Source organism: Trabulsiella odontotermitis (genome assembly GCF_001297775.1).
Classification (GTDB): Bacteria; Pseudomonadota; Gammaproteobacteria; order Enterobacterales; family Enterobacteriaceae; genus Trabulsiella; species Trabulsiella odontotermitis.
Window position 1 is genome coordinate 170785 of sequence record NZ_LIFX01000013.1, and the last position, 24981, is coordinate 195765.

The window sequence follows — 24981 nt, forward strand, 5'->3', positions numbered from 1 at the left end:
AGATGTTTTCCTATTGTATACCCGCAATTTGGGTTAAGCATTATTTTTGTGGAGAGATGTTCGTTTTGACAGAAATAGGCTAAAAAACAACCCATTTCAGAAGAAATAAAAAAACGCCACCCGCTAGTGCCGGTGGCGTTTTTTTTATCAGAACAACACTGAATAGTTCAGGCCAAAGGTGCGACCACGGCCTTTATAGGTGTACAGGCCAGGTGCGCCATAAGTCGGGCTGTAGAGACCCGGTGCGCGCTGACCCCAGACGGTGGTGTAGTCTTCGTCGAGCAGGTTTTCAATGCTGAAGCTGACTTTGCCCACCGGCAGGGTGTAGCTGCCGAGGAAATCAACGGTGTTGTAGCCGTCAATTTTATTGCCGTCCGCATCGGAAAGATCAAACGTCTGGGTGCTCTGTACGCGCAGTGCCCAGTCGCCCGGCGCCCAGTTGACCCAGGCGCTGACTTTTGACGGGCTGGCGCTGTCGACGGTCAGCTTCTCCCACTTCCCGTTTTCGCGGGTTTCGGATTTGATGGCGTTGAAGTTCGAACCGAGACTCCAGTCGCTGGCGGTGAAGAAGTAATCCACCTGACCTTCCACCCCGTAGATGCGACGTTTGTCGTCGTCCATGGTGATGGTCATGTCGGTCTTGTTGATGTTGATGGTTTTGTCCGACAGCGAGTAGTACGCCGCCACTTGCGTGCGCAGGTTATCGCCGGTGAGGCGCCAGCCCAGCTCGTAAGCGTTGACTTTAATGCCGTCGAGCTTCGAATCGTTGACGTTGACGCTGTTGTTCAGGCGGTAGTGGCCGTTGACCAGCGTGTAGTTACCGGAGCCATAGTATTTCGCCAGATCCGGAATTTCAAAGCCCTGCGAGAAGTTGAACCACACCTGCTGACGGTCGGTGACGTGACCGAGGATCCCGGCGTTGAACAGGAAGTTGTTGTAGTCCGTTTTCCCGCCCGGTACCGCGTCGGCTGAGGTGGCTTTGCCAGTGGCGATCGCCTGTTGCTGCGCATAACCAACAAAATCATCCACCTTGTTTTCGGTGTACTGATAACGCACGCCGCCGCTCAGGGTGATGGCGTCGATGTCATAGCTGGCCTGCAGGAACGGCGCGAGGTTGGTGATGCTGTAACCCGGATAACGCCCGACGTTATAGGCGTTATCCAGCGTCATGCCGCCGCTCGCCGCCGCTTTGTTCAGATCAAAGAACTGCTGGTTGGCGTCGAAAGTCTCATGATCAGCATCGATACCCCAGGTCAGCGACAGATCATCGACAGGCTTGCTGTTGAGCGTCAGTTTGCCGCCGTAGAAGTCCGTTTTCTGCTGCGATGCGCCAATGCTGGTGACCGCGCCTTTGGAGAGCGTCGGGAACGGATAGAAGGTCAGGCTTTCATCGCGATAGTAAATCTGTGCCGCCAGATCCTGGCCCCAGAAATCGGTATTGGAGTATTGCAGGTTGATCAGATGACGCTCGGTACCCGGCAGGCGGTCGGAATCGAGATTGCCTTTGTTGTAGGCTTTCGCATCACCGGTCACCGCCGAGAAGTTATCGCCGAGGAACAGTCCGTGCTTGCCGTCAGACTGGCTTTTATAGTACTGCGTGGTGAGCTGTAACTGCTGGTGATCGTCAATGTTCAGGGTGCCGGTACCCATGACGTCCAGACGGTCAGAATACTGCAGACCGGTCTGGGTGTTATCGATGATCACTTCGTCGCCGTTACCATCATACCAGCCGCCGTAACGCTGATACGCCACAGAGAGACGCCCGGAGGCGTTATCGTTGCCGCCGCTGACCGCCGCCGCCACGTTTTCATCATGATCGTTATGACTGTTAAAACCGCTTTTCGCGCCGGTCTGGAACTCGACCTGGGTTTCCGGCTGGCCTTTTTTGGTCACCACGTTGATCAGGCCGCCGGTACTCCCGCCGCCGTACAGTGACGTCGCGCCGGAGATAACCTCGATGCGCTCAATATTGAACGGATCAATAGAATCCAGCTGGCGGCTGTCGCTGCGCGAAGAGTTGAGGCGCACGCCGTCAACCATCACCATCATCGAACGTCCGCGCATGTTCATGCCGTAGTTGGTGCGGCCCTGGCTGCTGACATCCATGCCAGGGATCAGCTGCGCCAGCACCTCTTTCAGTTCTTTGCCACCCTGAACCTGCTGCTCGATTTCAGCTTGTTCAATGACCCAGGTGGTTTGCGCCATATCCGCCACACTGTGATTCGCGCGGCTGGCCGTGACGACCAGAGATTCTTCCTTTTGATCTTCCGCCCATGCAGACGCGGAAAGCATAGCCAACAGGCAAGGATTCAAAACCCAAAGATAAGAACGTTTCATTGTTATTGTGTTCCTGTCAGAACTCAGTAGTTTTTAGCGGTTGAAAAACCCGGTGAAGATCGCGGCTGGGCTCGCTGCGCCAGTGGATCACGCCAGGGGTGGTGGACAGCTCAAACGGTGCCTTCGGGTGAGCGCGATTAATAATTCGCGCCGCACGCCAGGCCATCAGGCTGAGCTGCGGTTCGGCAATGCCAAGACTGTGCATTCCGGCATTGACGGCAAAAAGCTGATTGCTCTGTGGGCCATCCCATTGCACAGAGAAATCGGTATTGACCTGAAATTCTTCATCGCGGGTCAGGCGCAGGCGGTGCGCCAGCGGAGCGAGGAACGTCGGTTGCGCCGGGCGATAACCGGTGGCAAAAATCACAATGTCGGTATCGAGCGTCTCTTCACCGTCATCCAGGTGATGACGCAGCGTCAGGCGCTGGCCATTGTCCTGGGCCGCCACGCGGGTGACGGAACGGGAAGGGAGCAGGTGCGCCCACGGTTGTTCGCGCAATACTTCGAAGCGGTGATACATCGCGCGGTAAATTGCCAGCAGCGATTCGGTCGTGATGCCATCGGACGTCATCTTCTGCTCGGCGAGCATCTTCTCGCGCACGTCTTCCTTCAGCGTGGCAAAACTGTCGAGATACTCCGGCGTGAAATATTCGTTGGCGAACGCCGCTTCATCGAGGGCGTTGTAGTTATTGCGACGCGAAACCCAGTTCAGGGCCGACGGCTGGCCCCATTCGCCGCGGAAAATGTTGAGGAACAGATCCGCGCCGCTCTGACCACCGCCGACCACCGTCACGCGCTTACCGGCCAGTGACGGGGTGCGCATCATCATTTCGCTGGCATGGAAGCAGCGATCGCTCTGCTCGTTCACGCAGGCGGGCAGGTTGATAGCCTTCCCGATGCCGAGGCAGACGTGGCGCGCGCGGAAATGGTCGCGCTGGGTCACGACGTCGAAAAGCCCGGCCTGCTCGTCGTAGCGCACTTCCTGCACCTGCTGGCTGAAGGCGAGGTTATTGAGGTTCGCCGCCGCCCAGCACAGGTAATCGGCAAATTCTTCGCGGGACACCGTGCGCTGTTCGGTGGTCAGAAAGCGGTAGAACTTTTTACGCTGCACCAGATAATTGAGGAAGCTGTGGCGATTGGTCGGCTCGACAGCGCTCACCAGATCTTTCAGGAAGCTGGTCTGCATATAGCAATCCGGCACCATCATCCCCGGATGCCACGAAAACTGCGGCTTGCTCTCCAGAAACAGCGTACTGAAACCATCGAGACCTTCAGCCAGTGCGGCGATGCTTAAATTGAACGGGCCAATACCTATGCCAATGAAATCATACGTTTTCATTCTGCGGACTCCCTGGTGACCAGATAAAGTGGGTTGTTGAGATCGGTTAAATACGTCGGCAGCATGCGACTGCCGCCATCGTGTTCGGAGAAAGTGAGTTTCACGGGGTTCAGCACCACGCGAATGATTTGCGGTTTGAACAGGTCGAACAGTGTGAAACGGTCGGCCATCTGCGGGTGTTGCGCCATATAACGCTCAAGGACGCCCGCCAGAATCTGATAAAAGCGCGTTTCGCTGACACCACACCGGAGCGTCAGACGGGAAATAAAGCGCAGCACGGTGACAAAATGGCCGGTCTGCAGATCATGAATGATGTAATCCGCGCTGAGGCGGGCGGTGACGGCCTTTACCGCCTCCGGCAGTGTGGCGGCTTCGGGGAAATCAAGATCCACCAGTCGCATGTCGCCCTGAAAATCTTTCAGCAAAATGCGCTGCGGCATGTGGTCTTTCATCACCAGCGTCACGTTCTGACCGTGAGCAATCAGCGCCACGCCGTAGCGGCACAGCAGGTGATAGAACGGCAGCACCACGGCGGTGAACATCTTTTCCAGCCACGCGTCGGCGGAAAGACCGGAACGGGCGATCCACGCGTCAATCAGTGGACGACCGGCGTTGTCGGTTTCCATCAGTGCCGCCATCAGTACGGCCTGTTCGCCATCCTGCAAATAGCAGGACGGATTTTCGCGCCAGATCACGCCGAGCATTTCCTGGAAACGGTAGGGCGCTTTTGGCAACGCGGCATAGCCTGTGTGCGAGAGATACCCCGCCGCTGGCTCACCCAGCGCCTGAGCGCCCAGCGCGGTCAGCGTCGCGTCCTGTGAAAACTGCTGTTGTAGCCAGCGCGAGGCCAGTGGCCCTGCAGCAATATACTTGCCCGGAATACCGCGATAGCAGGAGGTGTTGTAAATGGTCAGCGGCAGTTTGATATCAAACGGCGCACGGCGGCTGGCGTTGGTCAGCGTACGCAGGGACTGCTGCGCCAGGTATTCATCGCCAAACTCACCCAGTTCGGTGATCTCACCGCGTGCCAGTTGCGGTAAAAAGTGCAGGGCAATTTTCTGCTGCCATTGCCACGGATGCAGCGGCACCGGCAACCAGGTATCATCCAGCCCCTGTGCCTGCCAGCAGGCGTCAAAACGCTGACGCTCGCTGTCATCCATGGCGCTTGCCAGCAGCGTGCGAATATCGCAGTCGGCGTCGCTGCTCCACACCAGACAGTCGCGGCGTACGGCAATCCAGTGCAGACGAAAACGTCCGCGATATTCCGGCGCATACTGATGAAGGGCGTCCAGACCCCAGCCACGGCGGCCTTTGTTAAAGATGAACTTCGGGTGGCCGGAGAGCAGACACTGCAACTCGTCCGGACTGAGATCGATAAGCGCGTCGGCATCGAGATGCGCCCGGGCACTGAGCAACTGGAGATCGCCGCGCAGAGTGGCGTAAAGATCTTCCAGGTGTTCGGCAGTCTGCGCGTCGCTCATCGCCAGCACGTTCGCCAGTTGCCGCAGCGTGCTTTCGGCTTCAATCGGTTTGCCACTGCGGTTGCTGAGCGTCGCGGTGTCGATATGCAGCCAGCCCCAGATGCCACGCGTGGCGGTAAACTGCCAGCGCTCATCACCGAGGGTGATCGTCCAGCGCTGCGGGGCTATCTCTTCGGCGGTCAGCGTGCGTTCATATTCCAGTTCCGCGAGGATCTTCGCCACCATCTCGCGGTTGACCTGTTCCCACGCCGCCATCATAGCCCCACCTCACGGAAGAAGTGGTCGCGCTGGCTCATCACCAGCCGGGAACGTTTATGCGGGAAATCGAATTCCTTGACCGTGCTGAATCCGGCGACCGGCAAATGGCGGAACAGACGCTGATTATCAAAACGCGGTTCAGCAACGATGCGGGTGGTGCGCGGTTCGTCGAGCCACAGATAGTGGCTCAGGCCGCGCAACCAGCTGCGGATGTAGTGCGCGCCGCGCCACTGTTCTTCGCCAACCAGCATATGGAGACCGCGGTCAAACGACTGCCAGCGATAGTGGCGACCAATGCGATCTTCGGCGGCCCAGTAGACTTCAAAATAGCCAAACGGCTGGTCGTCAAAGCAGCCGATCAGCGGATAGCAGTATGACGAGTCGAGCTGTTTACGCAGGTAGTTTTCCTGCTCGGCCTGCGGACCAGCCATTTCCCAGAAGGCGTTTACGCGTGGCGTGTTCATCCAACGGGTAAAGCTGTCGGCGTCACGTTCGACATCGGCCACACGGAAACTTAACGTGCGTTTGATCTGCGCATCATAGCGGCGATACACCTCGCCGGACGGGCGCGGCGGGCGCACCGGGAAGCAGAGCTGGCGCGACTCATCAAACTGCAACTCTGTGCGCGGTTGCGGGCGCTCGCCGCGCAGCCACAGCGGCAGTTGCCAGAAAGTTTCCCGCGCCAGGTAATCACTTTGCACCTGGGCGAACAGACGTTGCGCCTCGCCGTGTTGATGCCATTGCGCCCACGGCAGCGTAATGCCGGTGAGTTGCGGCGCGGCGACGAACAGCTGATCCAGCGCCGCAACCAGCCAGCCGTCCGGCAGGTTATCCAGCGGGTGGAGAATGGCGCTACCGTCCAGACCGAGCGTCAGGGGCAGTGCCATATCGCATTCGGCACAGCGGAATCCGTAGCCGTCATGGATAATATTTGCGAGCGGCATCAGGCAGGCTCCTTACAGAACGGATTACTGAAATCGAAGTAGATCACCGCCGGATCGACGATGGTGTTTTCGTTGTGATCGTGGAGATAGCAGAAGAAATTGCCTTTGCAGTTCCAGTGCGCGCTGTCGAGGACGTAATCGAGGCAGCGGGTGTTTTTCGCCGTCGCCCGCAGTTGCGCCAGCGCCTCGCGTACCAGCACCATCAGGCTCTCTTCGCGGGCAAACCCGGCGGCACCCAGCGCCGCCGTGACCGCAAGCGTCGAATTCACCAGCAGGTAATACGGGAAGTAGCGCAGCAGTTGCGCCTCGCTGAAGCGGTTTTCCGCCTCCAGCTCGTTCTCTTCCGCCAGCCAGTCGGTGGCGCCTGCGGTAAAGGCGCTGCCCTGACAGTCGCGGTACAGCAGCCCGACAGGCAGATCGTCCTGCATCTCCACCAGAATGTTTTGCTGATGGGCGAGCAGCACCAGACCGTAATCGGCCTCGGCGCTGAACAGCGGCAACAGTACGCGGTCGCAATAGGCCTGAACCCAGCAGCGGGCCGCGGTGTCCAGTGGCAGGTTGAGGCGCTGACTCAGACGGCGCACCGCAGCGGCCAGCAGGCTGTCACCACCGTCCGGCGCGGCCTGGGTGAGGCTCACCAGCACGTTGGTTTGCGTCTGCGGGGTGCCGAACAACAGGTTGACGCGCAGCGCCATCAGGCTCTCTTCCTGAATGGTGCCGTCGCTGTCACGCAGGCCGACCCAGCCGTCTTCCTGCATCACGCGCATGGTCGGATAACGCGCCTGCAACGCCTGCCAGCGTGGGGTTTGCGCCAGCCGTGCGAGCCGCATACCGCGCTTCACTTCTTTCACTGAGAGCGTCCGCACCGAGTTGGTGAGGCGCACGCTCAGCGAAAACTTAATCATGTCGTGATTGCTTTCGCTGTACAGCGAGCGGGAAGAGCTGGTTGGCAGCCAGCGGGCACCGGCTTCGCCCAGATCCCGCAATGCGCCTTGCGTGACCAGCTGCTGGCACCAGAGCTGACGGAGCAAATGCTCTGCCTGCCACGGGTGCATCGGCACCAGCCAGCTGTCGTCGGTGAAATGGTGCAGCAGTTCAGGCACGCTTTCTGCGGCAAAACGTAGCAGGCGGTCGCGCAGCGTATGGCTGGGGCTGTCGCCCGCCACAAAAGTGCGGTCAACCGCGAACCAGCGCAGCGGAAACCGGGAGGCGAAATCTGGCAGATAGCGGCGGGCTTCCTGCTCATTAAACGGCTCGTGCGATTTCGGTGCCGGGTGGAACGCGTGACCGACCAGCAGCGCCTGTTCCGCTTCGGCAAAATTGAGCGGTTTCGCCCGCAGATCGCCCCAGTTGTGCCGCAGGTCGATAGCCTGCCAGGTGTGGACATGACTTTCACGCACACGCCCGGCAAAGCGCGCAAGCGTTTCAGCACTGAGATCGCGGCGTACGGTGGGTTTTGCCAGTACCCGATCCACCAGTTGGTTGAAATCGATGGCATCACCCTGGTCGCAGTCGCTACGGACAATGCTGGCAGGGAACAGATACTGATGATGTTGGGTGGGTGAGAAGTAGCGCAGTGGCAGGCGAATCGCCTCGTGGTCGTTCAGCGGCAGATGAATGAAGCCAGTTTCGCCCGGCGCGGAGGCCGGGGAATAGTGCCAGTCATCGGTCTCGCGCAGTAGCGCATTGAGGAAACACTGGGCCGCAACGTCTGTACCGGCATGGCGGGTCAGGGAACGCATAACAAAACTCACTCCATGAATTGATAATAATTCTCGTTATGATATTCATTCTATTTACACTGACAACCATTTTTGTAATATTTATTTGCATTAACTCCATAATTTCCTCACATTTATTGACAGTATTTTCACAATCCTATGAGCACAATCCCTGACGCAATAGCACAACAAACCCCTGTCAAATCAACGTGGCCACTGGCGCTGTGCGCCGGTTTACTGGGTATCGGTCAGAACGGATTGCTGGTGGTATTACCGCAACTGGTATCAATGACGGGGCTGTCGCTGTCGGTCTGGGCGGGGTTGCTGATGTTTGGCTCGATGTTATTTTTGCCCGCGTCGCCATGGTGGGGGAGTCAGGCGGAGATCCGTGGCTGTAAGCATGTAGTGCTGGCGGCATTGCTGGGCTATCTCGCCAGTTTTGCCGTGCTGGCGCTGGTGGTGTGGAGTATGGCGGACGGTTCTCTGGGCGTGGTCGGCGGGATGGCGGGGCTGATCGTGTCTCGTGCGTTGTACGGCCTGACGGTCTCCGGTATGGTGCCTGCCGCGCAAACCTGGGCCATGCAACGCGCCGGAACGGAAAACCGCATGGCGGCGCTGGCGTCAATCAGTTCTGGCTTAAGCTGCGGTCGGCTGCTCGGGCCACCGCTGGCGGCGGCCGCGTTGAGCCTGCATCCGCAGGCGCCGCTGTGGCTGATGGCGATCGCGCCATTGCTGGCGCTGATGACTGTCGTCCGCCAGCCAAACGATCCACCATTACCGCCGGTGGCGCACCAGTCCACGCGGTTGCAGCTCAGCATGTTGCCTTATCTGCTGCTGGCGCTGTTGCTGGCCGCCAGTATCAGCCTGATGCAACTGGGATTGTCGCCGCACCTGAAACCGCTGTTCCCGCAAGACGCAACACAAGTCAGCCATCATGTCGCCTGGCTGCTGAGCCTCGCGGCGATCAGCACCCTGCTGGCACAGTTTCTGGTGGTGCGCCCACAACGTCTCAGCGCGGGGAGATTACTGACCGTGGCGGCGGTATTGCTGGTGTGTGGGCTGGCGCTGATGAGCCTGCCGGGGCTTGTCACGTTTTACGTCGGGATCGTCATCGCTTCGTTGGGGTCGGCGATGGCGACGCCGGGTTATCAGTTACTGTTAAATGATCGCTTATCGACGGGCAAAGGCGCCGGGGTGATCGCCACCAGCCATACGCTCGGTTACGGTCTGAGCGCGCTGCTGGTGCCGCTGGTGTCGGGATGGTATAGCGAGCAGGCGTTAATCAGCGTGGCGCTGGTACTCGCGGTAGGTTTTCTGGCGCTGAGCGGTGGAGTGTGCTGGCGAAAAGCGCCATAAAAAAACGCTCCCGAAGGAGCGCTTTTCTTACAGACGACCAAAAAGATCACGTCTTTTCGGTTTGAACGGCTGACCAATCAACACCAGCAATGCCACCAGCAGGTAGGCAGCAAAAATAATCAGCAGCCATTGCGGCATTTCCAGTGACAGGAATTGCCACTGACGTTCAGCACAGTCGCCAGACGCCACAAACACCTGCGGCAGCCATTTATCGAGCGGCAACCAGCCCGGGAAACGAGCAGCAAAGTCACAGGTCAGAAACGGAGAAGGATGCAACTGGATCATGGTGTGTTCCCAGGCAAGCTGCAATCCTCTGAAAGCACTGTAAATCCAGATAATTAACGCCACGTAACGCAGCGGCGACTTCGGTGCGATGGCTCCCACGATCCCCGCACCCATTACGCCGAACAAAGCGCAACGTTCATAAATACACAGTACGCAGGGTTTCAGCAGCATGACATGCTGGAACCAGAGCGCAACCAATTCAAGCGCAAATGCAGTCAACGCCAGCAATAACCATGCACCACGACCTCGCGAGCACTGGTTTAAATATCGCAACATAATTATTTCCCTGGAACGAGCAAAGACACCGCAGTGTAAACGAATTTAAACGCTTAGCCACTACCATGGAACACATTATTGCGTAAATGAATCTTAAAAGCCCAAAATCGCCTTTCGGGCTTATAAAATGTTGATGTTACGGGGATACATTCGGCATGGTTATGAGCCCCTGAGTGGATAACCATTCAGTGACCGGCATCAGCGTAAATTCGATGCACAACAACCCGACCAGCGTCAGCACCACCGTGTAGGGCAGCGCCATCCACACCATCCGCCCATAAGAGAGACGAATCAACGGCGCCAGCGCCGAAGTCAGCAGGAACAGAAACGCCGCCTGACCGTTGGGTGTCGCCACCGAGGGCAGGTTGGTGCCGGTGTTGATCGCCACTGCCAGCAGTTCAAACTGCTTGAGGCTGATAATCCCCTGTTCAAAAGCGGCTTTCGCTTCGTTGATATAAACCGTTCCGACGAACACGTTATCGGAAATGGACGACAGCAAGCCATTGAAGAGATAAAAGAGCGACAACTGCGCGTGGGGCGAGGCTTTGAGCACAAAAGCAATGATCGGCGCAAACAGATGCTGCTCGATAATCACGGCAACCACCGCGAAAAAGACAGTCAGCAGCGCGGCGAACGGCAGTGCTTCGGTAAACGCCTTGCCGATGGCGTGTTCATCCGTCACGCCGGAGAGTGACGAGGCGAGAATAATCACCGTCAGGCCAATCAGCCCGACTTCGGCCAGATGCAGCGCCAGCGCGACCACCAGCCAGATACCGATAATACCCTGCACAACAAGACGCATCGTCTCCTGACGGCTGCGTTGCTGACGGCTGCGCTCGTCATAGTTGTACAGCACCTTGCGCACGGATTCCGGCAGCGTTTCGCCATAACCAAACCAGCGGAATTTCTCCAGCAGGGCGCAGGTGAGCAGCCCGCACGCCAGCACCGGCAGCGTTACCGGCGACATGCGAATGACAAACGCGCCAAAATCCCAGCCCGCCGCTTTGGCGATGATCAGGTTTTGTGGCTCGCCAACCATGGTCATCACGCCGCCGAGGGCGGTGCCGACCCCCGCATGCATCATCAGGCTGCGCAGGAAGCTACGGAACTGCTCCAGCACCTGACGGTCGTTTTTGTCGATGTCGCGATCGTCGCGCACGTCGTTGTCTTCCGTACGACTGGAGGCGGCGCGATGGTAAATGCCATAAAAACCGACGGCAACGCTGATGATCACCGCGACCACGGTCAGCGCGTCAAGGAAGGCGGAGAGAAACGCCGCCGCCAGGCAGAAGGCGAGGGAGAGCACCGTTTTGCTGCGAATACTCAGCAGCAGGCGCGTGAAGATGGAGAGCAGCAACTGCTTCATAAAGTAGATGCCCGCTACCATGAAGATCAACAGCAGCAATACTTCAAGGTTATTACTGATCTCTTCGCGCACATGTTCCGCGCTGGTCATGCCGATGGCGACCGCTTCGATAGCCAGCAGACCGCCGGGCAGCAGCGGGTAACACTTCAGCGCCATCGCGAGTGTAAAAATGAACTCAATCACCAGCATCCAGCCCGCGACAAAGGGACTGAGGTAAAAGACAATCGGGTTGATGATTAAGCAAAGTACCAGGGTAAGTTTGTACCAGTCCGGAGACTGACCAAGAAAGTTGCGCCACAGAGCGCGACTGTAAGAGATTTCCACGACGAACATCCATCCCGTCAAAAAAAACAAAAGTATAGTGTAAACGAAACTGCGGTGATCGTCTGAAAAGTGCGAAGTCCTGTTTCGGTATTGTTGAAGGAATACAAAAAATCGATCCAGGATCCCTTATTAATTCACCGTGCGTGCTATCTGCCCCTGTATTGCTCTGGTATGATGAGTCCAATTTTTTGCAACACTGTGTAACGGAAATCTCTCTATGGTCATTAAGGCGCAGAGCCCGGCGGGTTTCGCGGAAGAGTACATCATTGAAAGCATCTGGAATAACCGTTTTCCACCGGGCTCTATTCTCCCTGCTGAACGTGAACTCTCTGAATTAATCGGCGTTACGCGTACCACCTTACGCGAAGTGTTGCAGCGTTTAGCCCGTGACGGCTGGTTAACCATTCAGCACGGTAAACCCACAAAAGTGAATAACTTCTGGGAAACATCCGGCCTCAATATTCTGGAAACGCTGGCGCGTCTCGATCACGAAAGCGTGCCGCAGCTGATCGACAATCTGTTGTCCGTGCGTACCAACATTTCGACAATCTTCATCCGCACCGCGTTTCGTCAGCACCCGGAAAAAGCCCTGGAAGTGCTGGCCAGTGCGCGTGAAATTGAAGATCACGCCGACGCCTTCGCCGAGCTGGATTACAACATTTTCCGCGGCCTGGCGTTCGCCTCCGGCAACCCGATCTACGGGCTTATCATTAACGGCATGAAAGGGTTGTATACCCGCATCGGCCGTCACTACTTTGCCAACCCGGAAGCGCGCAATCTGGCGATGGGGTTCTATCACCGGCTGGTGAAAGTGTGCGAAGAGGGATTATACGAGCAGGTGTACGAGGTGGTGCGCCGCTACGGTCATGACAGCGGTGAGATCTGGCACCGGATGCAGAAAACGCTGCCCGGCGACCTCGCGATCCACAGTCGCTAACCCGTCCCGAAAAAAAGAAACCCGGCGCAGAAGGCCGGGTTTTTTGTTTATACCAGATTCTGCCGTGGCGGGCAGCGGTCGAGCAGTTCGATGCTGCCGTCTGCGTTCTGCTGTTCCAGCAACACATCAAACCCCCACAACCGGTGCACGTGCTTGAGCACTTCCCGGCGCCCTAAATCAAGCGGCGCGCGGTTGTGTGGCACATAGCGCAGCGTCAGCGAACGGTCGCCGCGCAGATCCACGTTCCACACCTGAATGTTCGGCTCAAGATTACTGAGGTTGTACTGGGCAGACAGCTTGTTGCGGATCTCCCGGTAGCCTTCCTCGTTATGAATGGCGGCAATTTCCAGATAGTTATTGCGATCGTCATCCAGCACGGTGAACAGGCGGAAATCACGCATCACTTTCGGCGACAGGAACTGACTGATAAAGCTCTCGTCTTTAAAGTCACGCATCGCGAAATGCACCGTTTCCAGCCAGTCGGAACCCGCGATATCCGGGAACCAGTATTTGTCCTCGTCGGTCGGCGACTGGCAGATGCGCTTGATATCCTGGAACATGGCGAAGCCCAGCGCATACGGGTTAATGCCGCTGTACCACGGGCTGTTGTAGGGCGGCTGGAACACCACGTTGGTGTGGCTGTGCAGAAATTCCAGCATAAAGCGCTCGGTCACTTTACCCTCATCATACAAATGGTTGAGGATGGTGTAGTGCCAGAAGGTCGCCCAGCCTTCGTTCATCACCTGCGTCTGTTTCTGCGGATAAAAATACTGACTCACTTTGCGCACGATGCGCAGGATTTCACGCTGCCATGACTCCAGCAACGGCGCGTTTTTCTCCATAAAATAGAGCAGGTTTTCCTGTGGCTCAGAGGGGTAGCGACGCGCAGATTCCACCGTCTTCTCTTCCTCTTTCTTCGGCAGGGTGCGCCACAACATATTTACCTGGCTTTGCAGATACTCTTCCCGGCTTTTCTGCCGCGCTTTCTCCTCCTGCAGAGAGATTTTTTGCGGACGTTTGTAGCGGTCCACGCCGTAGTTCATCAGCGCGTGGCAGGAGTCGAGCAGTTTTTCGACCTCATCAACCCCGTAGCGCTCTTCGCATTCGGTGATGTATTTGCGGGCGAAAATCAGGTAGTCGACGATGGAGCTGGCATCCGTCCAGCTGCGGAACAGGTAGTTGTTTTTAAAGAACGAATTGTGCCCGTAACAGGCGTGCGCCATCACCAGCGCCTGCATGGTAATGGTATTCTCTTCCATCAGATAGGCGATACAGGGATTGGAGTTGATCACAATCTCATAAGCCAGCCCCTGCTGACCGTGCTTGTAGGCTCGCTCCGTTTCGATGAATTTCTTGCCAAACGACCAGTGTGGATAGTTGATCGGCATCCCGACGCTCGAATAGGCGTCCATCATCTGCTCAGAGGTAATGACTTCGATTTGATGCGGATAGGTTTCCAGTCGGTAGAGTTTCGCCACCCGGTCGATCTCTGCCAGATAAACATCCAGCAGTTCGAAGGTCCAGTCGGGTCCATCGCTCAGACGTGTGCTGTCCTTATTTATGGAGTCAATCGTAGCCATTAGCGCGCCCTCGTTGTTGGCGGCCCTCTCTGTGTGGAGAGCCTCTTTTCAAGCATAGAACACCGCGCCATAAACCACAGGGCAAGGGAAATTTTTTCTTTGCGATTTTTCCATGACAATGGCGAGAAAAAATCGGTTACACAGAATTTTACGCTGGCTAAATTTGACGCGCAGCAGGAGATCCTAAATCTCACATCACCCGGCTGGCGGGGCGCAGTGTGAGACAAGTCACCATAAAAAAAGCATATGTTGAATAATATTTTCATCTGCGTTATCAATTTGTAATTAGATGATTGTTCTTTTGCACAGATGGAGTGGCTATGCGTGTTGTCATACTGGGAAGTGGCGTTGTCGGCGTGACCAGCGCCTGGTATTTGAGTCAGGCAGGACATGATGTGACGGTTATCGACCGTGAGGCCGGGCCTGCGCTGGAAACCAGCGCCGCAAACGCCGGGCAAATTTCCCCGGGCTATGCCGCGCCCTGGGCGGCGCCGGGCGTGCCGCTGAAGGCGATCAAATGGATGTTCCAGCGCCATGCGCCGCTGGCGATAAGCCTCGACGGGACCCAGTTCCAGCTCAAGTGGATGTGGCAGATGCTGCGCAACTGCGACACGCGCCACTACATGGAAAACAAAGGCCGGATGGTACGGCTGGCCGAATACAGCCGCGACTGCCTGAAGGCGCTGCGTGAATCCACCGGTATCGAGTACGAAGGCCGCCAGGGTGGCACGTTACAACTCTTCCGTACCGAACAACAGTTTGAAAACGCCACCCGCGATATCGCGGTGCTGGAAGATGCCGGTGTGCCGTATCAACTGCTGGAGGCGAACCGTCTGGCGGATGTGGAGCCTGCGCTGGCGGAAGTGGCACATAAGCTGACCGGCGGTTTGCGTCTGCCGAACGACGAAACCGGCGATTGCCAGCTCTTCACGCAACGGCTGGCGAAAATGGCAGAGCAGGCGGGGGTGAAATTCCGCTTTAATACACCGATCGACCGCCTGCTGTTCGACGGCGACCAGATCCACGGCGTGCAGTGCGGCGACGAACTGTTCAAAGCAGACGCGTTCGTGCTGGCGCTGGGCTCTTACTCGACGTCCATGCTGAAAGGCGTGGTGGATATTCCGGTTTATCCGCTGAAGGGCTATTCGCTGACCATCCCGGTCAAAGATGACGACGGCGCGCCAGTCTCGACTATCCTTGATGAAACCTACAAAATCGCCATCACCCGTTTTGACCAGCGCATTCGCGTCGGCGGGATGGCGGAGATTGTCGGCTTTAATACTGATCTGCTGCAACAGCGCCGTGAAACGCTGGAGATGGTGGTCCGTGATCTGTTCCCGCGCGGCGGCGTAGTGGAAGAGGCGACCTTCTGGACCGGCTTACGCCCGATGACCCCGGACGGTACGCCGGTGGTGGGTCGTACGCCATACAAAAATCTGTGGCTGAACACCGGACACGGCACGCTGGGCTGGACGATGGCCTGCGGCTCAGGTCAGCTCATCAGTGATTTGATCTCCGGGCGCACACCGGCGATCCCGTTTGATGATCTGAGCGTGGCCCGTTATCAGGCAGGCTTCACGCCGTCCCGCGCGCAACATCTGCATGGTGCACATCAATAAGGAGCCGTCATGTCACGTCCTGTACAGGCCAGCATTGATTTGCAGGCGCTGCGTCAGAACCTGAACATTATCCGCCGTGCCGCACCCCGGTCGCGGGTGTGGTCGGTGGTGAAAGCCAATGCCTATGGTCACGGTCTGGAACGTATCTGGAGCGCATTAAACAGCACAGACGGTTTTGCCTTACTGAATCTCGAAGAGGCGATCATGCTGCGTGAGCGCGGCTGGAAAGGGCCGATTCTGCTGCTGGAAGGGTTTTTCCATGCCGATGAACTGGAACTGTTCGACAAATACCGGCTGACCACCAGTATTCACAGTAACTGGCAAATCAAAGCTATTCAGCATGCCCGCCTCAATGCGCCGCTGGATGTTTACGTCAAAGTGAACAGCGGCATGAACCGGCTCGGCTTTGCGCCGGATCGTATTCATACCGTCTGGCAGCAACTGCGCGCGCTACCGGGTGTTGGCGAGATGACGCTGATGTCGCACTTTGCGGTCGCTGAACGTCCTGATGGCATTGATGAGGCGATGGCGCGCGTCGAGCAGGCGGCGGAAGGGCTGGAATGCCCCCGCTCGTTGTCAAATTCCGCCGCCACGATGTGGCACCCGGAAGCGCATTATGACTGGGTTCGCCCGGGTATTGTGTTGTACGGCGCGTCACCGTCAGGCCAGTGGCAGGACATCGCCAACAGCGGCCTGAAACCGGTGATGACGCTCAGCAGCGAAATTATCGCCGTGCAGAACCTGAAACCAGGCGAGGGCGTGGGCTACGGCCAGCGCTACCTTGCGACACAAGAGCAGCGCATTGGTATCGTTGCCTGCGGCTACGCTGACGGTTATCCGCGTCATGCGCCGGACGGCACGCCGGTGCTGGTGGATGGCGTGCGCACCGGTATCGTTGGCACCGTTTCGATGGATATGCTGGCGGTCGATTTAACGCCATGCCCGCAGGCGGGGATCGGCACGTCGGTTGAGCTGTGGGGCAAAGAGATTAAGATTGATGATGTGGCTGCGGCCTGCGGTACGGTCGGCTATGAACTGATGTGTGCACTGGCACCGAGAGTGCCAGTTGTGACGGTGTAACTTTCACTGAAAGCCCGGTGGCGCAAGCGTGCCGGGCTTTTAGTTTTACTCGGTTTCTTCATTCGCGACACGAACACCGACTTTCCGCACCTCGTTATCTTCTTTCTCCGCCACCGTCCAGATCATCCCGGCGAACTCCACCTGGTCACCGACAACCGGTGCCGCGCCGAGCAAATGCTGGATCAGATCGCCCAGCGACTGCTGGTTATCGCGAAACTCTTCACCGCCATCCAGACCGTAAATCAGTGCCACGTCAGCAAACTTCGCCGTGGCTTCGAGGATGAAATCACCGAAGAAACGCTGATCCAGCGCAACCGGCGGCGCCTGGCTGAACAGTTTGCCGAGCGCCGGTAAATCATGCTCCCGGCCAATCACGCAGAGAATATCGTTTTCCCGCAGCCGCGTACTGCCGGTCGGGTGCAGCAGAACATTGTCGCGAAACAGCGCCGCAATGCGGGTTTCCGGTGGCATATGCAAATCGCGAAGCGCCGCGCCGACACACCATTTGTCTGCGCTGAGCTGGTAAACAAACTGCTCCCACGGATTGTTCGGGTGAATATCCAGCCCGACGCGGGAGATAGGCCAGCCCACCGGCGGCACCACCACTTTGGCTTTTTTCGCCGCCCAGGAGAGCGATGTGCCCTGGAGCAGCAGCGATACCAGCACCACGAAGAATGCCACGTTGAAGAACAGACGGGCGTTATCCAGCCCTGCCATCATCGGGAACACTGCCAGGATGATCGGCACCGCGCCACGCAGGCCGACCCAACTGATGAAGATCCGCTCGCGCAGGTTAAAACCACGGAACGGCAGCAGCCCGGCAAACACGGACAGCGGACGGGCGAAGAAAATCATCCATGCGGACAGGAGCAGCGCCGGAACGGCAATCGGCAGCAGATCAGACGGGTTCACCAGCAGACCCAGTACCAGGAACATGCCGATTTGCGCCAGCCAGGCCAGGCCGTCGAAGTTTTGCAGGATAGCGTGGCGGTTACGAATGGGCCGGTTGCCCAGCAGGAAACCGCACAGGTAAATCGCCAGGATGCCACTGCCGTTAATCGAGGTGGTAATGGCGAAAATCATGATCCCGCCGCTCAGCGCCAGCAGCGGGTAAAGCCCGGCGGGCAGGGCGATGCGGTTAATCATCTGCAATAACAGATACCCGCCTGCCAGACCAATCAGAATACCCAGCCCGAACTGCTGTAACAGATGCGCGACAAACAGCCAGCTCAGCCCGGCTTCATGCTGCTGGATCATCTCAATCAGCGTGATGGTCAGAAACACCGCCATCGGGTCGTTGCTGCCGGATTCAATTTCCAGCGTCGAGCCGACACGTTCGTTAAGCCCCTTGCCGCCGAGCAGGGAAAATACCGCGGCGGCATCGGTGGAGCCGACTATCGCGCCAATCAGCAACCCTTCAATCAGATTAAGGTGAAACAGCCAGGCCGCCATCATGCCGGTCAGCCCGGAGGTGATCAGCACGCCTACTGTCGCCAGCGACAACGCCGGGCCAAGGGCGACGCGAAACGAGCTGGCCTGAGTGCGCATCCCGCCGTCAAGCAGGATCACCGCCAGCGCGAGGTTACTGATCATGTAGGAGAAGGGGTAGTTGTCGAAAGGGATGCCGCCGATGCCATCGACACCCGCCAGCATGCCAATCGCAAGGAAGATAACCAGAATCGGGATACCAAGACGTGAAGAAAATGAACTTAATAAAATACTGCAGGTTACTAAAACAGAACCCAGAATAAACAGACTAATAACCGCCCCGGCGTCCAATGTTCACGATCTCCTCTACCGCATGATGTACGTTACAAAACGTTATCATATTTAGTACGTGAACAATGGACTAATAAGAGCTATGAATTTATTTTTCTTCTTTCAGCACCGGATGGCCGGAGAGTGTCAGCGTGGTGGACGCCGCGGTATTGACCAGTTTGCCATGTGCACCGAGCGGTAACGTCACCGTCCGCGCTTCATGACCGAAATCCAGACCGGTGATCAGCGGAATATCCAGCCGCGAACGCAGATAGCGATACATCGTTTCCAGACTGTAGCCGTTATCGTAATCGTTCGGCTCTGCGCCGCTGAAGCTGCCGAGGAGCAGCGCGCGCTGGCGGGACAGAATACCTGCATGCAGCAGTTGTAACAGCAGACGCTCGACGCGGAACGGATGTTCGTTGATATCTTCCAGCACCAGGATCCCGTCGCGGATGTCCGGCATCCACGGCGTGCCGAGAAGCGTATTGAACATCGCCAGATTGCCACCCCACACGGTGCCTTCCACCCGGCACTGCGGCCCGTCACCGGCCCATTCGAGGGTGAACGACGGATTTTTCAGTGCCTGCCAGAAATGGTGTTCGGTAAATTCATTGACGGATTCCGCGCCAAAATTGCCCGCCAGCATCGGGCCGCTGAAGGTAATGACATTGCCGAGCGCCAGCAATCCCATCTGAATGACGGTGAAATCGCTGTGGCCGCAGATAAGCAAGGGGTCCTGTTGCTGCCGCGCGATGAGCGCGGGCCAGTCGATCGCGTCCAGCAGGCGGCTCGCGCCATAGCCGCCACGTACGGCCAGGACAATACGATTGTTGCCCGTCAGCGTGGCGAGGGCGTTGATATCGTTCAGACGCTCGGCATCAGTACCGGCAAAACGCTGGTCGCGGCGAGGAATAACCTGCTGATGCTCCACCCGGTGTCCGGCCTGCTCAAGGCGCGTTACGCCACGCGCGGCAGCCGTCTGGTTAATGCAGTAACCGGAAGGGGCGATCAGATGAAACAGACTCATGCTAATTCCTTGCATACAATGAAAAAGGTATCATGCCGCCTGAACCAGTCGTTGTCACCTTCAGCGGCACACTTCAGCTAAAAGGATAGATGCGTGAAATTGAGATGGGTCGTTTTTTTATTTGTCTTGCTTGCCGGATGTAGTTCAAAGCAGGATTACCGCAATCCCCCCTGGAATGCTGAAGCGCCGGTGAAACGGGCGATGCAGTGGATGCCGATCAGCGAAAAAGCCGGTGCGGCCTGGGGCGTCAGCCCGCGTCTCATTACGGCGATCATTGCCGTGGAGTCGGGCGGCAACCCGGAACTGGTGAGTAAATCCAACGCGGTGGGGCTGATGCAATTAAAAGCCTCCACCGCCGGGCGTGAAGTCTACCGCTACATGGGCTGGAAAGGGCAACCCTCGACCAGCGAGCTGAAAAACCCGGAACGCAATATCTCGATGGGGACCGCGTACCTGAGCATTCTGGAACATGGCGTGCTGGCGGGGATTAAAGATCCTGAAGTGATGCAGTATGCGCTGGTGGTGTCGTATGTTAACGGCGCGGGCGCGTTGCTGCGGACGTTCTCGTCTGATCGTAAAGACGCGATTGATGAGATTAACGACCTCGACGCGGATGAGTTTTTTGAACACGTTGTCAAAAACCACCCCGCGCCGCAGGCGCCTCGCTATATCTGGAAAGTCCAGCAGGCGATGGATGCGATGTAGTTTGCGATATAGTTAAAGCACGTTACGGGCGCGTTCGCGCGCCTCACGCTCCAGGGCGAAGATAATGCGCTGGAGCGTACGCTCCGCCGCCGGGTTGACGTTCAGAAAGCGAAAACTCAGGCGCGGGGTGCTGATGGTTTCGTTTTTGCTGTCGACCACTTTGCGCTCGGTGATGGCAATCAACTGCGCATCAAACTGAAATTTCCCCCAGTCTCCCATATCCAGCTCAAGCTGCGGGATTTGCATGCCGACCTGCAGACCCGCCGTGGTTTTGCCTTCCAGTAACGCCCCCATGCCGCCGAGCGAAAGATCACACAGGCGGCAGCGCAGTTCGCTGTTATCCGGCAGCCGCACCGTGCAGAGATACACCGGTTGCATAGGCGCTGAGATGCGGAAAAATTCTCTGCGCTGCACAAACCACAGCGACGATGGCACCGGTGCGGTGAACGCCGGGAGCGACAGATAGTCGATGGTGTCAAGTTTCGGCAGGGTGAATTCGACTTTCGCCCCTTTGGTTTCCGCATCAATCAGGAAGTTTTCCGCGCGCTGTGCGCCCCGGTTTTCCTGTTCCTGACTGCCGAAGTCGATGATCAACTGTTCTGCCGTAACCGCCAGAATGCGGCTGATGAACTGACCGGAGGCCCAGGAGACGCGAAGCGGGACCTGATCGCTGTGCAGATCGCGAAGGACGTTTAATACTGCCAGCGGACTCTCTTTCAGGAATTGCTCGTTATAGTGACTCACACCAAATCGCTCCAGATGACAGGTTGTCGCATCGTTATCGGCACCCGTCGGGGGAACTTAAGACAAATAAGTGGAAAAAGTGAAATTCGATAAAAAAATGCGAGGCTGGCGGGATATTCCAGTGCAATTACCTATACTTGAACCATTGAGGCAGGCGTTTTTGACCTGCATCTGACCGGGTTTTCCTGGAGGTGGTTATCATGGGCATTATTACCTGGATTGTGTTCGGACTTATCGCGGGGGTTATCGCCAAACTGATTATGCCGGGGCGGGATGGTGGGGGATTTATACTCACCTGCATTCTCGGGATCGTCGGTGCGGTGGTGGGTGGCTGGTTAGCCACTATGTTCGGTCTCGGAGGCAGCATTACAGGCTTTAATCTGCACAGCTTCCTGGTGGCCGTTGTCGGCTCCATCGTCGTCCTGCTGGTGTTCCGGCTGCTACGGCGGGAATAATCAGAATGAATGTGAACGGGCAGCCAGTGGCTGCCCGTTTTTTATGGCTACTGTGCTGCGGCTGCAGCCGGTTTTTCCGCCGGTGCAGCAGGGCGCGTTTGCGGAACGCTGTCGCACGGTTTTTCTTTCGGACAGACCAGATCCAGCATTTTCAGTGTGACGCCGTTGGTCCAGCCGAAACCGTCCTGCAGCGGATATTCTCCGCCACCACCACCTGTACCGGTTGAGGTGATGTCGTATTTCTCGACCAGCTTCTGCTCGCGATCATAGGTATGCTGAACGTTGGTCAGGAAGCGCCAGGTCACGTCCATAGCGATTTTATCCTGGCCGTAATTCTGCAAACCCTCGGTCGCCACCCACTGCAACGGCGCCCAGCCGTTTGGCGCATCCCATTGCTGACCGCTGTTCACCGTGGTGGTGCTGATCCCACCCGCTTTCAGCAGATTGCGCTCGGCGGCGGTCGCCACTTTAGCCGCCCGTTCGCGGGACGCGGCATTAACGAACAACGGGTACAGCGCCGCGGCGGTCAGCTGATTACGCACCTTGTGGCTTTTCAGATCGTAATCGGCATACCAGCCCTCTTTTTCATTCCACAGGTATTTTTCCATGGCGCTCTGGCGGGCGCTGGCGAGGGATTCATAACGCGCGGCTTTGTCGTTATCACCCGCGGCTTTGCTGGCAGCGGCGATCATTTTCTCCATTTTGAACATCAGGGCGTTGAGATCGACCGGCACGATGCTGGTGGTACGAATGGTGCCGAGTTGCTGCGGGTTGTCCATCCAGCGGGAGCTGAAGTCCCAGCCGGAAGCGGCAGCCGAACGCAAATCGCGGTAGATCTCGGTAGCCGGGCGGTTAGGATTGCTTTTCGCCGTATTGACATCATCCAGCCACGATTCCGGGCGCGGTGTATCGCGATCGTCCCAGTAGCGGTTGAGCAGCGAGCCATCTTCCAGTTTAACGACGCGTTTACTGGCCTGACCCGATTGCAGCGTATCGGCGCCTTCCATCCAGTAAGCATGCTCTTTTTCCATCTGCGGCAGGTATTTCTTCAGTGCATCGTCGCCGTCGTGCGTCGCCAGCAGTTCCACCATCAGAGAGAAGAAGGGCGGCTGTGAGCGGCTCAGATAGTAGCTGCGGTTACCGTTCGGAATGTGCCCCCAGGCATCCAGCTCATACGCGAAGTTATCGACCATATCTTCGATCTTGTCCCAGTGTTCGCTTTCCGCGAGACCGAGCATGGTGAAGTAGCTGTCCCAGTAATAGACTTCACGAAAACGCCCGCCGGGCACCACGTACGGCTTCGGCAGCGGGAGCAGGGAATCCCATTTTTCAGCGCTGTCGGTGGTGCGCGTTAGCACCGGCCATAATCCGTCAATGTGCTCGCGCAGGGTCTGATCCTTCGGCGGCACATACGTTTCTTTCTCTTGTGGCAGGGTGAAGTTCACATCAACAAAATGGCGCAGGTCAAAACTGGTCTGGCTTTTTTGCATCCGGTAATCCGCGAGGATCATCAGTGGATCGCTCTTCGGTATAGCGTCGGCAAAGGTTTTCTGGTCGGGGAACAGTTTTGCGCTCTGAATGTCGTTAAACAACGGTCCCAGCAGGATATCCGGCGGCGGCGTCGGTGCTGCAGGCGCGTCTTGTGCCAGTGCTGAGAAAGTTGTCATGCTCAAAAGCGCACCACCGAGCGCCATCCGCAGCGCGAATGCGATAGCCTCCGGGCGGCGCAGTGCAGATATCGTCATCGTTAGTCTCCTGTCATAGGCTGAATAGTCTGACCGCTGGGATCAACCCTCTGAAAACCTTAGACGAATTTCCGCCTTCGCGTCGGGCTTAATTATCATTTTGCGGATTTCCGGACACTTTACCGTGGCGAAGACGCAAAACCGCTGCGGATACGAGTGAACAGGATGTTATCATTGCCGCCAGCCCGCTGGCGCAACCCGCCGGGGACTCCTTTTCCTCTATTGAGAATATTGCCGTGACCTCTTTTGCTGAATTAAACGCCCTTCCTGCGGAACAACTCGCCAACCTTAACGAACTGGGTTACCAGACCATGACCCCGGTACAGGCGGCATCGCTTCCGGCGATCCTGGCAGGGAAAGATGTCCGGGCGCAGGCGAAAACCGGTAGTGGCAAAACCGCCGCGTTCGGGCTTGGTCTGCTTCAGCATATTGATGCCAGCCAGTTTCTCACTCAGTCGCTGGTGTTGTGCCCGACCCGCGAACTGGCCGATCAGGTGGCGAAAGAACTGCGCCGTCTGGCGCGCTATATGCCCAATATTAAAGTGCTGACGTTATGCGGCGGACTGCCGTTCAGCGTGCAGCGCGATTCGCTGACTCATGCGCCGCACATTATTGTGGCGACGCCCGGACGACTGCTCGACCACCTGAAAAAAGAGACCGTGAGCCTGGCGGGATTACAGACGCTGGTGCTGGACGAAGCTGACCGGATGCTCGACATGGGGTTTGCCGACGCCATTGACGACGTGATTGCATACGCGCCGATGAAGCGCCAGACGCTGCTCTTTTCCGCTACCTGGCCTGCCGCGATTGCCGCCATCAGCGGACGTATTCAGCACGAGCCGCTGACGGTTGAAATCGACACCGTCGACGAACTGCCTGCGGTCGAGCAACTGTTTTTTGAAGTGTCGCGCGGCGGCAAGCTCAGCCTGTTGCAGAAACTGCTGAGCCAGTATCAGCCCGCCTCCTGTGTGGTGTTCTGCAATACCAAAAAAGACTGTCAGGCCGTGTACGATGCGCTGACCGCGAGCCAGCAGAGCGTGCTGGCGTTGCATGGCGACATGGAACAGCGCGACCGTGATCAGACGCTGGTTCGCTTTGCTAACGGCAGTTGCCGGGTGCTGGTGGCGACTGACGTTGCCGCGCGCGGTCTGGATATCAAAGCTCTTGAGATGGTGATCAACTATGAGCTGTCGTGGGATCCGGAAGTACACGTTCACCGCATCGGCCGCACCGCGCGGGCAGGGGAAAGCGGGATGGCGATCAGCTTCTGCGCCCCCGAAGAAGCACAGCGTGCTAACGTGCTGGAAGAGATGCTGAATATCAAACTCCGCTGGCAGCCCGTGCCAGCAGGCATCAGCATCGCGCCGCTCGAGGCAACCATGGAGACGCTGTGTATTGATGGTGGTAAAAAAGCCAAAATGCGCCCCGGCGATATTCTTGGCGCGCTGACCGGTGATATGGGGCTTGATGGCGCAGACATCGGCAAAATCGATATTCACCCGATCCACGCGTTTGTGGCAGTGAAGCGTTCGGTTGCGCGCCATGCCTGGAAACAGTTACAACAGGGCAAGATTAAAGGTAAATCGGTGAAAGTGCGGTTGCTGAAATAATCTCTTGTCTTGCTGTGCGACAGGCACAATC

At 57.4% G+C, this 24981-nt stretch carries 18 protein-coding genes and 1 pseudogene; 7 read left to right on the top strand and 12 right to left on the bottom strand.

Annotated elements, in window-relative coordinates; genetic code table 11:
* Positions 1-147: 147 nt before the first annotated feature.
* From AOY23_RS18285 to AOY23_RS18305, 5 genes are read right to left on the bottom strand one after another with little or no spacing between them, the layout of a single operon-like run.
* A complete protein-coding gene (locus tag AOY23_RS18285; RefSeq protein ID WP_054180597.1) occupies positions 148-2337 on the bottom strand; it encodes a TonB-dependent siderophore receptor in 2190 nt (729 codons plus the stop codon).
* Between the two features lie 16 nt (positions 2338-2353).
* On the bottom strand, positions 2354-3676 hold the full coding sequence (locus tag AOY23_RS18290; protein ID WP_054180596.1) for a lysine N(6)-hydroxylase/L-ornithine N(5)-oxygenase family protein: 1323 nt from the start codon (positions 3674-3676) through the stop codon (positions 2354-2356).
* Complete coding sequence (gene iucC, locus AOY23_RS18295) at positions 3673-5415, bottom strand: IucA/IucC family protein (protein ID WP_054180595.1); 1743 nt, start codon at positions 5413-5415, stop codon at positions 3673-3675. The genes AOY23_RS18290 and iucC overlap by 4 nt, the downstream gene beginning before the upstream one ends.
* On the bottom strand, positions 5412-6359 hold the full coding sequence (locus tag AOY23_RS18300; protein ID WP_054180594.1) for a GNAT family N-acetyltransferase: 948 nt from the start codon (positions 6357-6359) through the stop codon (positions 5412-5414). The genes iucC and AOY23_RS18300 overlap by 4 nt, the downstream gene beginning before the upstream one ends.
* The gene (locus AOY23_RS18305; RefSeq protein ID WP_054180593.1) at positions 6359-8101 is read right to left on the bottom strand and encodes an IucA/IucC family protein; all 1743 of its coding nucleotides are present in this window, start codon (positions 8099-8101) and stop codon (positions 6359-6361) included. Before AOY23_RS18305 ends, AOY23_RS18300 begins: the two co-directional genes overlap by 1 nt.
* Before the next feature lie 138 nt (positions 8102-8239).
* On the opposite strand from AOY23_RS18305, the gene AOY23_RS18310 reads away from it, so the two are divergent.
* Positions 8240-9436, top strand: coding sequence for an MFS transporter (locus AOY23_RS18310; RefSeq protein WP_054180592.1), 1197 nt, complete (start codon positions 8240-8242; stop codon positions 9434-9436).
* A 27-nt stretch (positions 9437-9463) separates the two neighbouring features.
* Here the strand turns inward: AOY23_RS18310 and dsbB are convergent, their stop codons facing one another.
* Both dsbB and nhaB read right to left on the bottom strand, forming a co-directional pair.
* Positions 9464-9997, bottom strand: coding sequence for a disulfide bond formation protein DsbB (gene dsbB, locus AOY23_RS18315; protein WP_038153726.1), 534 nt, complete (start codon positions 9995-9997; stop codon positions 9464-9466).
* A gap of 136 nt (positions 9998-10133) precedes the next feature.
* Positions 10134-11687: a sodium/proton antiporter NhaB gene (gene nhaB, locus AOY23_RS18320; RefSeq protein ID WP_054180741.1), complete on the bottom strand. Its 1554-nt coding sequence runs from the start codon at positions 11685-11687 to the stop codon at positions 10134-10136.
* Positions 11688-11904: 217 nt separating this feature from the next.
* Here nhaB and fadR point away from each other — a divergent pair, with 217 nt between their 5' ends.
* On the top strand, positions 11905-12624 hold the full coding sequence (gene fadR / locus AOY23_RS18325) for a fatty acid metabolism transcriptional regulator FadR (RefSeq protein WP_054180591.1): 720 nt from the start codon (positions 11905-11907) through the stop codon (positions 12622-12624).
* 47 nt (positions 12625-12671) lie between these two features.
* On the opposite strand, the gene AOY23_RS18330 is transcribed toward fadR, so the two are convergent.
* Positions 12672-14204, bottom strand: coding sequence for a SpoVR family protein (locus tag AOY23_RS18330; protein WP_054180590.1), 1533 nt, complete (start codon positions 14202-14204; stop codon positions 12672-12674).
* 320 nt (positions 14205-14524) lie between these two features.
* Between AOY23_RS18330 and AOY23_RS18335 the strand changes: the two genes are divergently transcribed.
* Positions 14525-15823, top strand: a complete 1299-nt coding sequence (locus AOY23_RS18335) for a D-amino acid dehydrogenase (protein ID WP_054180589.1) — start codon at positions 14525-14527, stop codon at positions 15821-15823.
* Positions 15824-15832: 9 nt separating this feature from the next.
* Positions 15833-16903, top strand: coding sequence for a catabolic alanine racemase DadX (dadX, locus tag AOY23_RS18340; RefSeq protein WP_054180588.1), 1071 nt, complete (start codon positions 15833-15835; stop codon positions 16901-16903).
* A 111-nt stretch (positions 16904-17014) separates the two neighbouring features.
* On the opposite strand, the pseudogene AOY23_RS18345 reads toward dadX, so the two are convergent.
* Both AOY23_RS18345 and ldcA read right to left on the bottom strand, forming a co-directional pair.
* Positions 17015-18682 (bottom strand): annotated as a pseudogene (locus AOY23_RS18345) (potassium/proton antiporter); the annotation flags it as partial.
* 88 nt (positions 18683-18770) lie between these two features.
* Entirely contained in the window at positions 18771-19691 is a 921-nt protein-coding gene (gene ldcA / locus AOY23_RS18350) for a muramoyltetrapeptide carboxypeptidase (RefSeq protein ID WP_054180586.1), read from the bottom strand.
* A 93-nt stretch (positions 19692-19784) separates the two neighbouring features.
* On the opposite strand from ldcA, the gene emtA reads away from it, so the two are divergent.
* Entirely contained in the window at positions 19785-20396 is a 612-nt protein-coding gene (gene emtA / locus AOY23_RS18355; RefSeq protein ID WP_054180585.1) for a membrane-bound lytic murein transglycosylase EmtA, read from the top strand.
* Positions 20397-20408: 12 nt separating this feature from the next.
* Here the strand turns inward: emtA and ycgR are convergent, their stop codons facing one another.
* Entirely contained in the window at positions 20409-21140 is a 732-nt protein-coding gene (gene ycgR / locus AOY23_RS18360) for a flagellar brake protein YcgR (protein WP_054180584.1), read from the bottom strand.
* 200 nt (positions 21141-21340) lie between these two features.
* Between ycgR and AOY23_RS18365 the strand changes: the two genes are divergently transcribed.
* On the top strand, positions 21341-21595 hold the full coding sequence (locus tag AOY23_RS18365; RefSeq protein ID WP_054180583.1) for a GlsB/YeaQ/YmgE family stress response membrane protein: 255 nt from the start codon (positions 21341-21343) through the stop codon (positions 21593-21595).
* Between the two features lie 47 nt (positions 21596-21642).
* Here AOY23_RS18365 and AOY23_RS18370 read toward each other — a convergent pair whose 3' ends face one another.
* Positions 21643-23340 carry an alpha,alpha-trehalase gene (locus tag AOY23_RS18370; protein WP_054180582.1) on the bottom strand — a complete coding sequence of 566 codons (1698 nt, stop codon included), beginning with the start codon at positions 23338-23340 and terminating at the stop codon, positions 21643-21645.
* Positions 23341-23576: 236 nt separating this feature from the next.
* Between AOY23_RS18370 and dbpA the strand changes: the two genes are divergently transcribed.
* Positions 23577-24950, top strand: a complete 1374-nt coding sequence (gene dbpA / locus AOY23_RS18375) for an ATP-dependent RNA helicase DbpA (protein WP_054180581.1) — start codon at positions 23577-23579, stop codon at positions 24948-24950.
* Positions 24951-24981 lie beyond the last annotated feature (31 nt).

Excerpts from the sequence above, each read along its gene's own strand:
- AOY23_RS18365 (WP_054180583.1), top strand. The coding sequence starts at position 21,341 with ATGGGCATTATTACCTGGATTGTGTTCGGACTTATCGCGGGGGTTATC.
- AOY23_RS18330 (WP_054180590.1), bottom strand. The coding sequence starts at position 14,204 with ATGGCTACGATTGACTCCATAAATAAGGACAGCACACGTCTGAGCGAT.
- AOY23_RS18285 (WP_054180597.1), bottom strand. The coding sequence starts at position 2,337 with ATGAAACGTTCTTATCTTTGGGTTTTGAATCCTTGCCTGTTGGCTATG.
- dsbB (WP_038153726.1), bottom strand. The coding sequence starts at position 9,997 with ATGTTGCGATATTTAAACCAGTGCTCGCGAGGTCGTGGTGCATGGTTA.
- AOY23_RS18310 (WP_054180592.1), top strand. The coding sequence starts at position 8,240 with ATGAGCACAATCCCTGACGCAATAGCACAACAAACCCCTGTCAAATCA.
- AOY23_RS18335 (WP_054180589.1), top strand. The coding sequence starts at position 14,525 with ATGCGTGTTGTCATACTGGGAAGTGGCGTTGTCGGCGTGACCAGCGCC.
- fadR (WP_054180591.1), top strand. The coding sequence starts at position 11,905 with ATGGTCATTAAGGCGCAGAGCCCGGCGGGTTTCGCGGAAGAGTACATC.
- AOY23_RS18290 (WP_054180596.1), bottom strand. The coding sequence starts at position 3,676 with ATGAAAACGTATGATTTCATTGGCATAGGTATTGGCCCGTTCAATTTA.
- ldcA (WP_054180586.1), bottom strand. The coding sequence starts at position 19,691 with ATGAGTCTGTTTCATCTGATCGCCCCTTCCGGTTACTGCATTAACCAG.
- dadX (WP_054180588.1), top strand. The coding sequence starts at position 15,833 with ATGTCACGTCCTGTACAGGCCAGCATTGATTTGCAGGCGCTGCGTCAG.
- AOY23_RS18305 (WP_054180593.1), bottom strand. The coding sequence starts at position 8,101 with ATGCGTTCCCTGACCCGCCATGCCGGTACAGACGTTGCGGCCCAGTGT.
- AOY23_RS18370 (WP_054180582.1), bottom strand. The coding sequence starts at position 23,340 with ATGACGATATCTGCACTGCGCCGCCCGGAGGCTATCGCATTCGCGCTG.
- iucC (WP_054180595.1), bottom strand. The coding sequence starts at position 5,415 with ATGATGGCGGCGTGGGAACAGGTCAACCGCGAGATGGTGGCGAAGATC.
- AOY23_RS18300 (WP_054180594.1), bottom strand. The coding sequence starts at position 6,359 with ATGCCGCTCGCAAATATTATCCATGACGGCTACGGATTCCGCTGTGCC.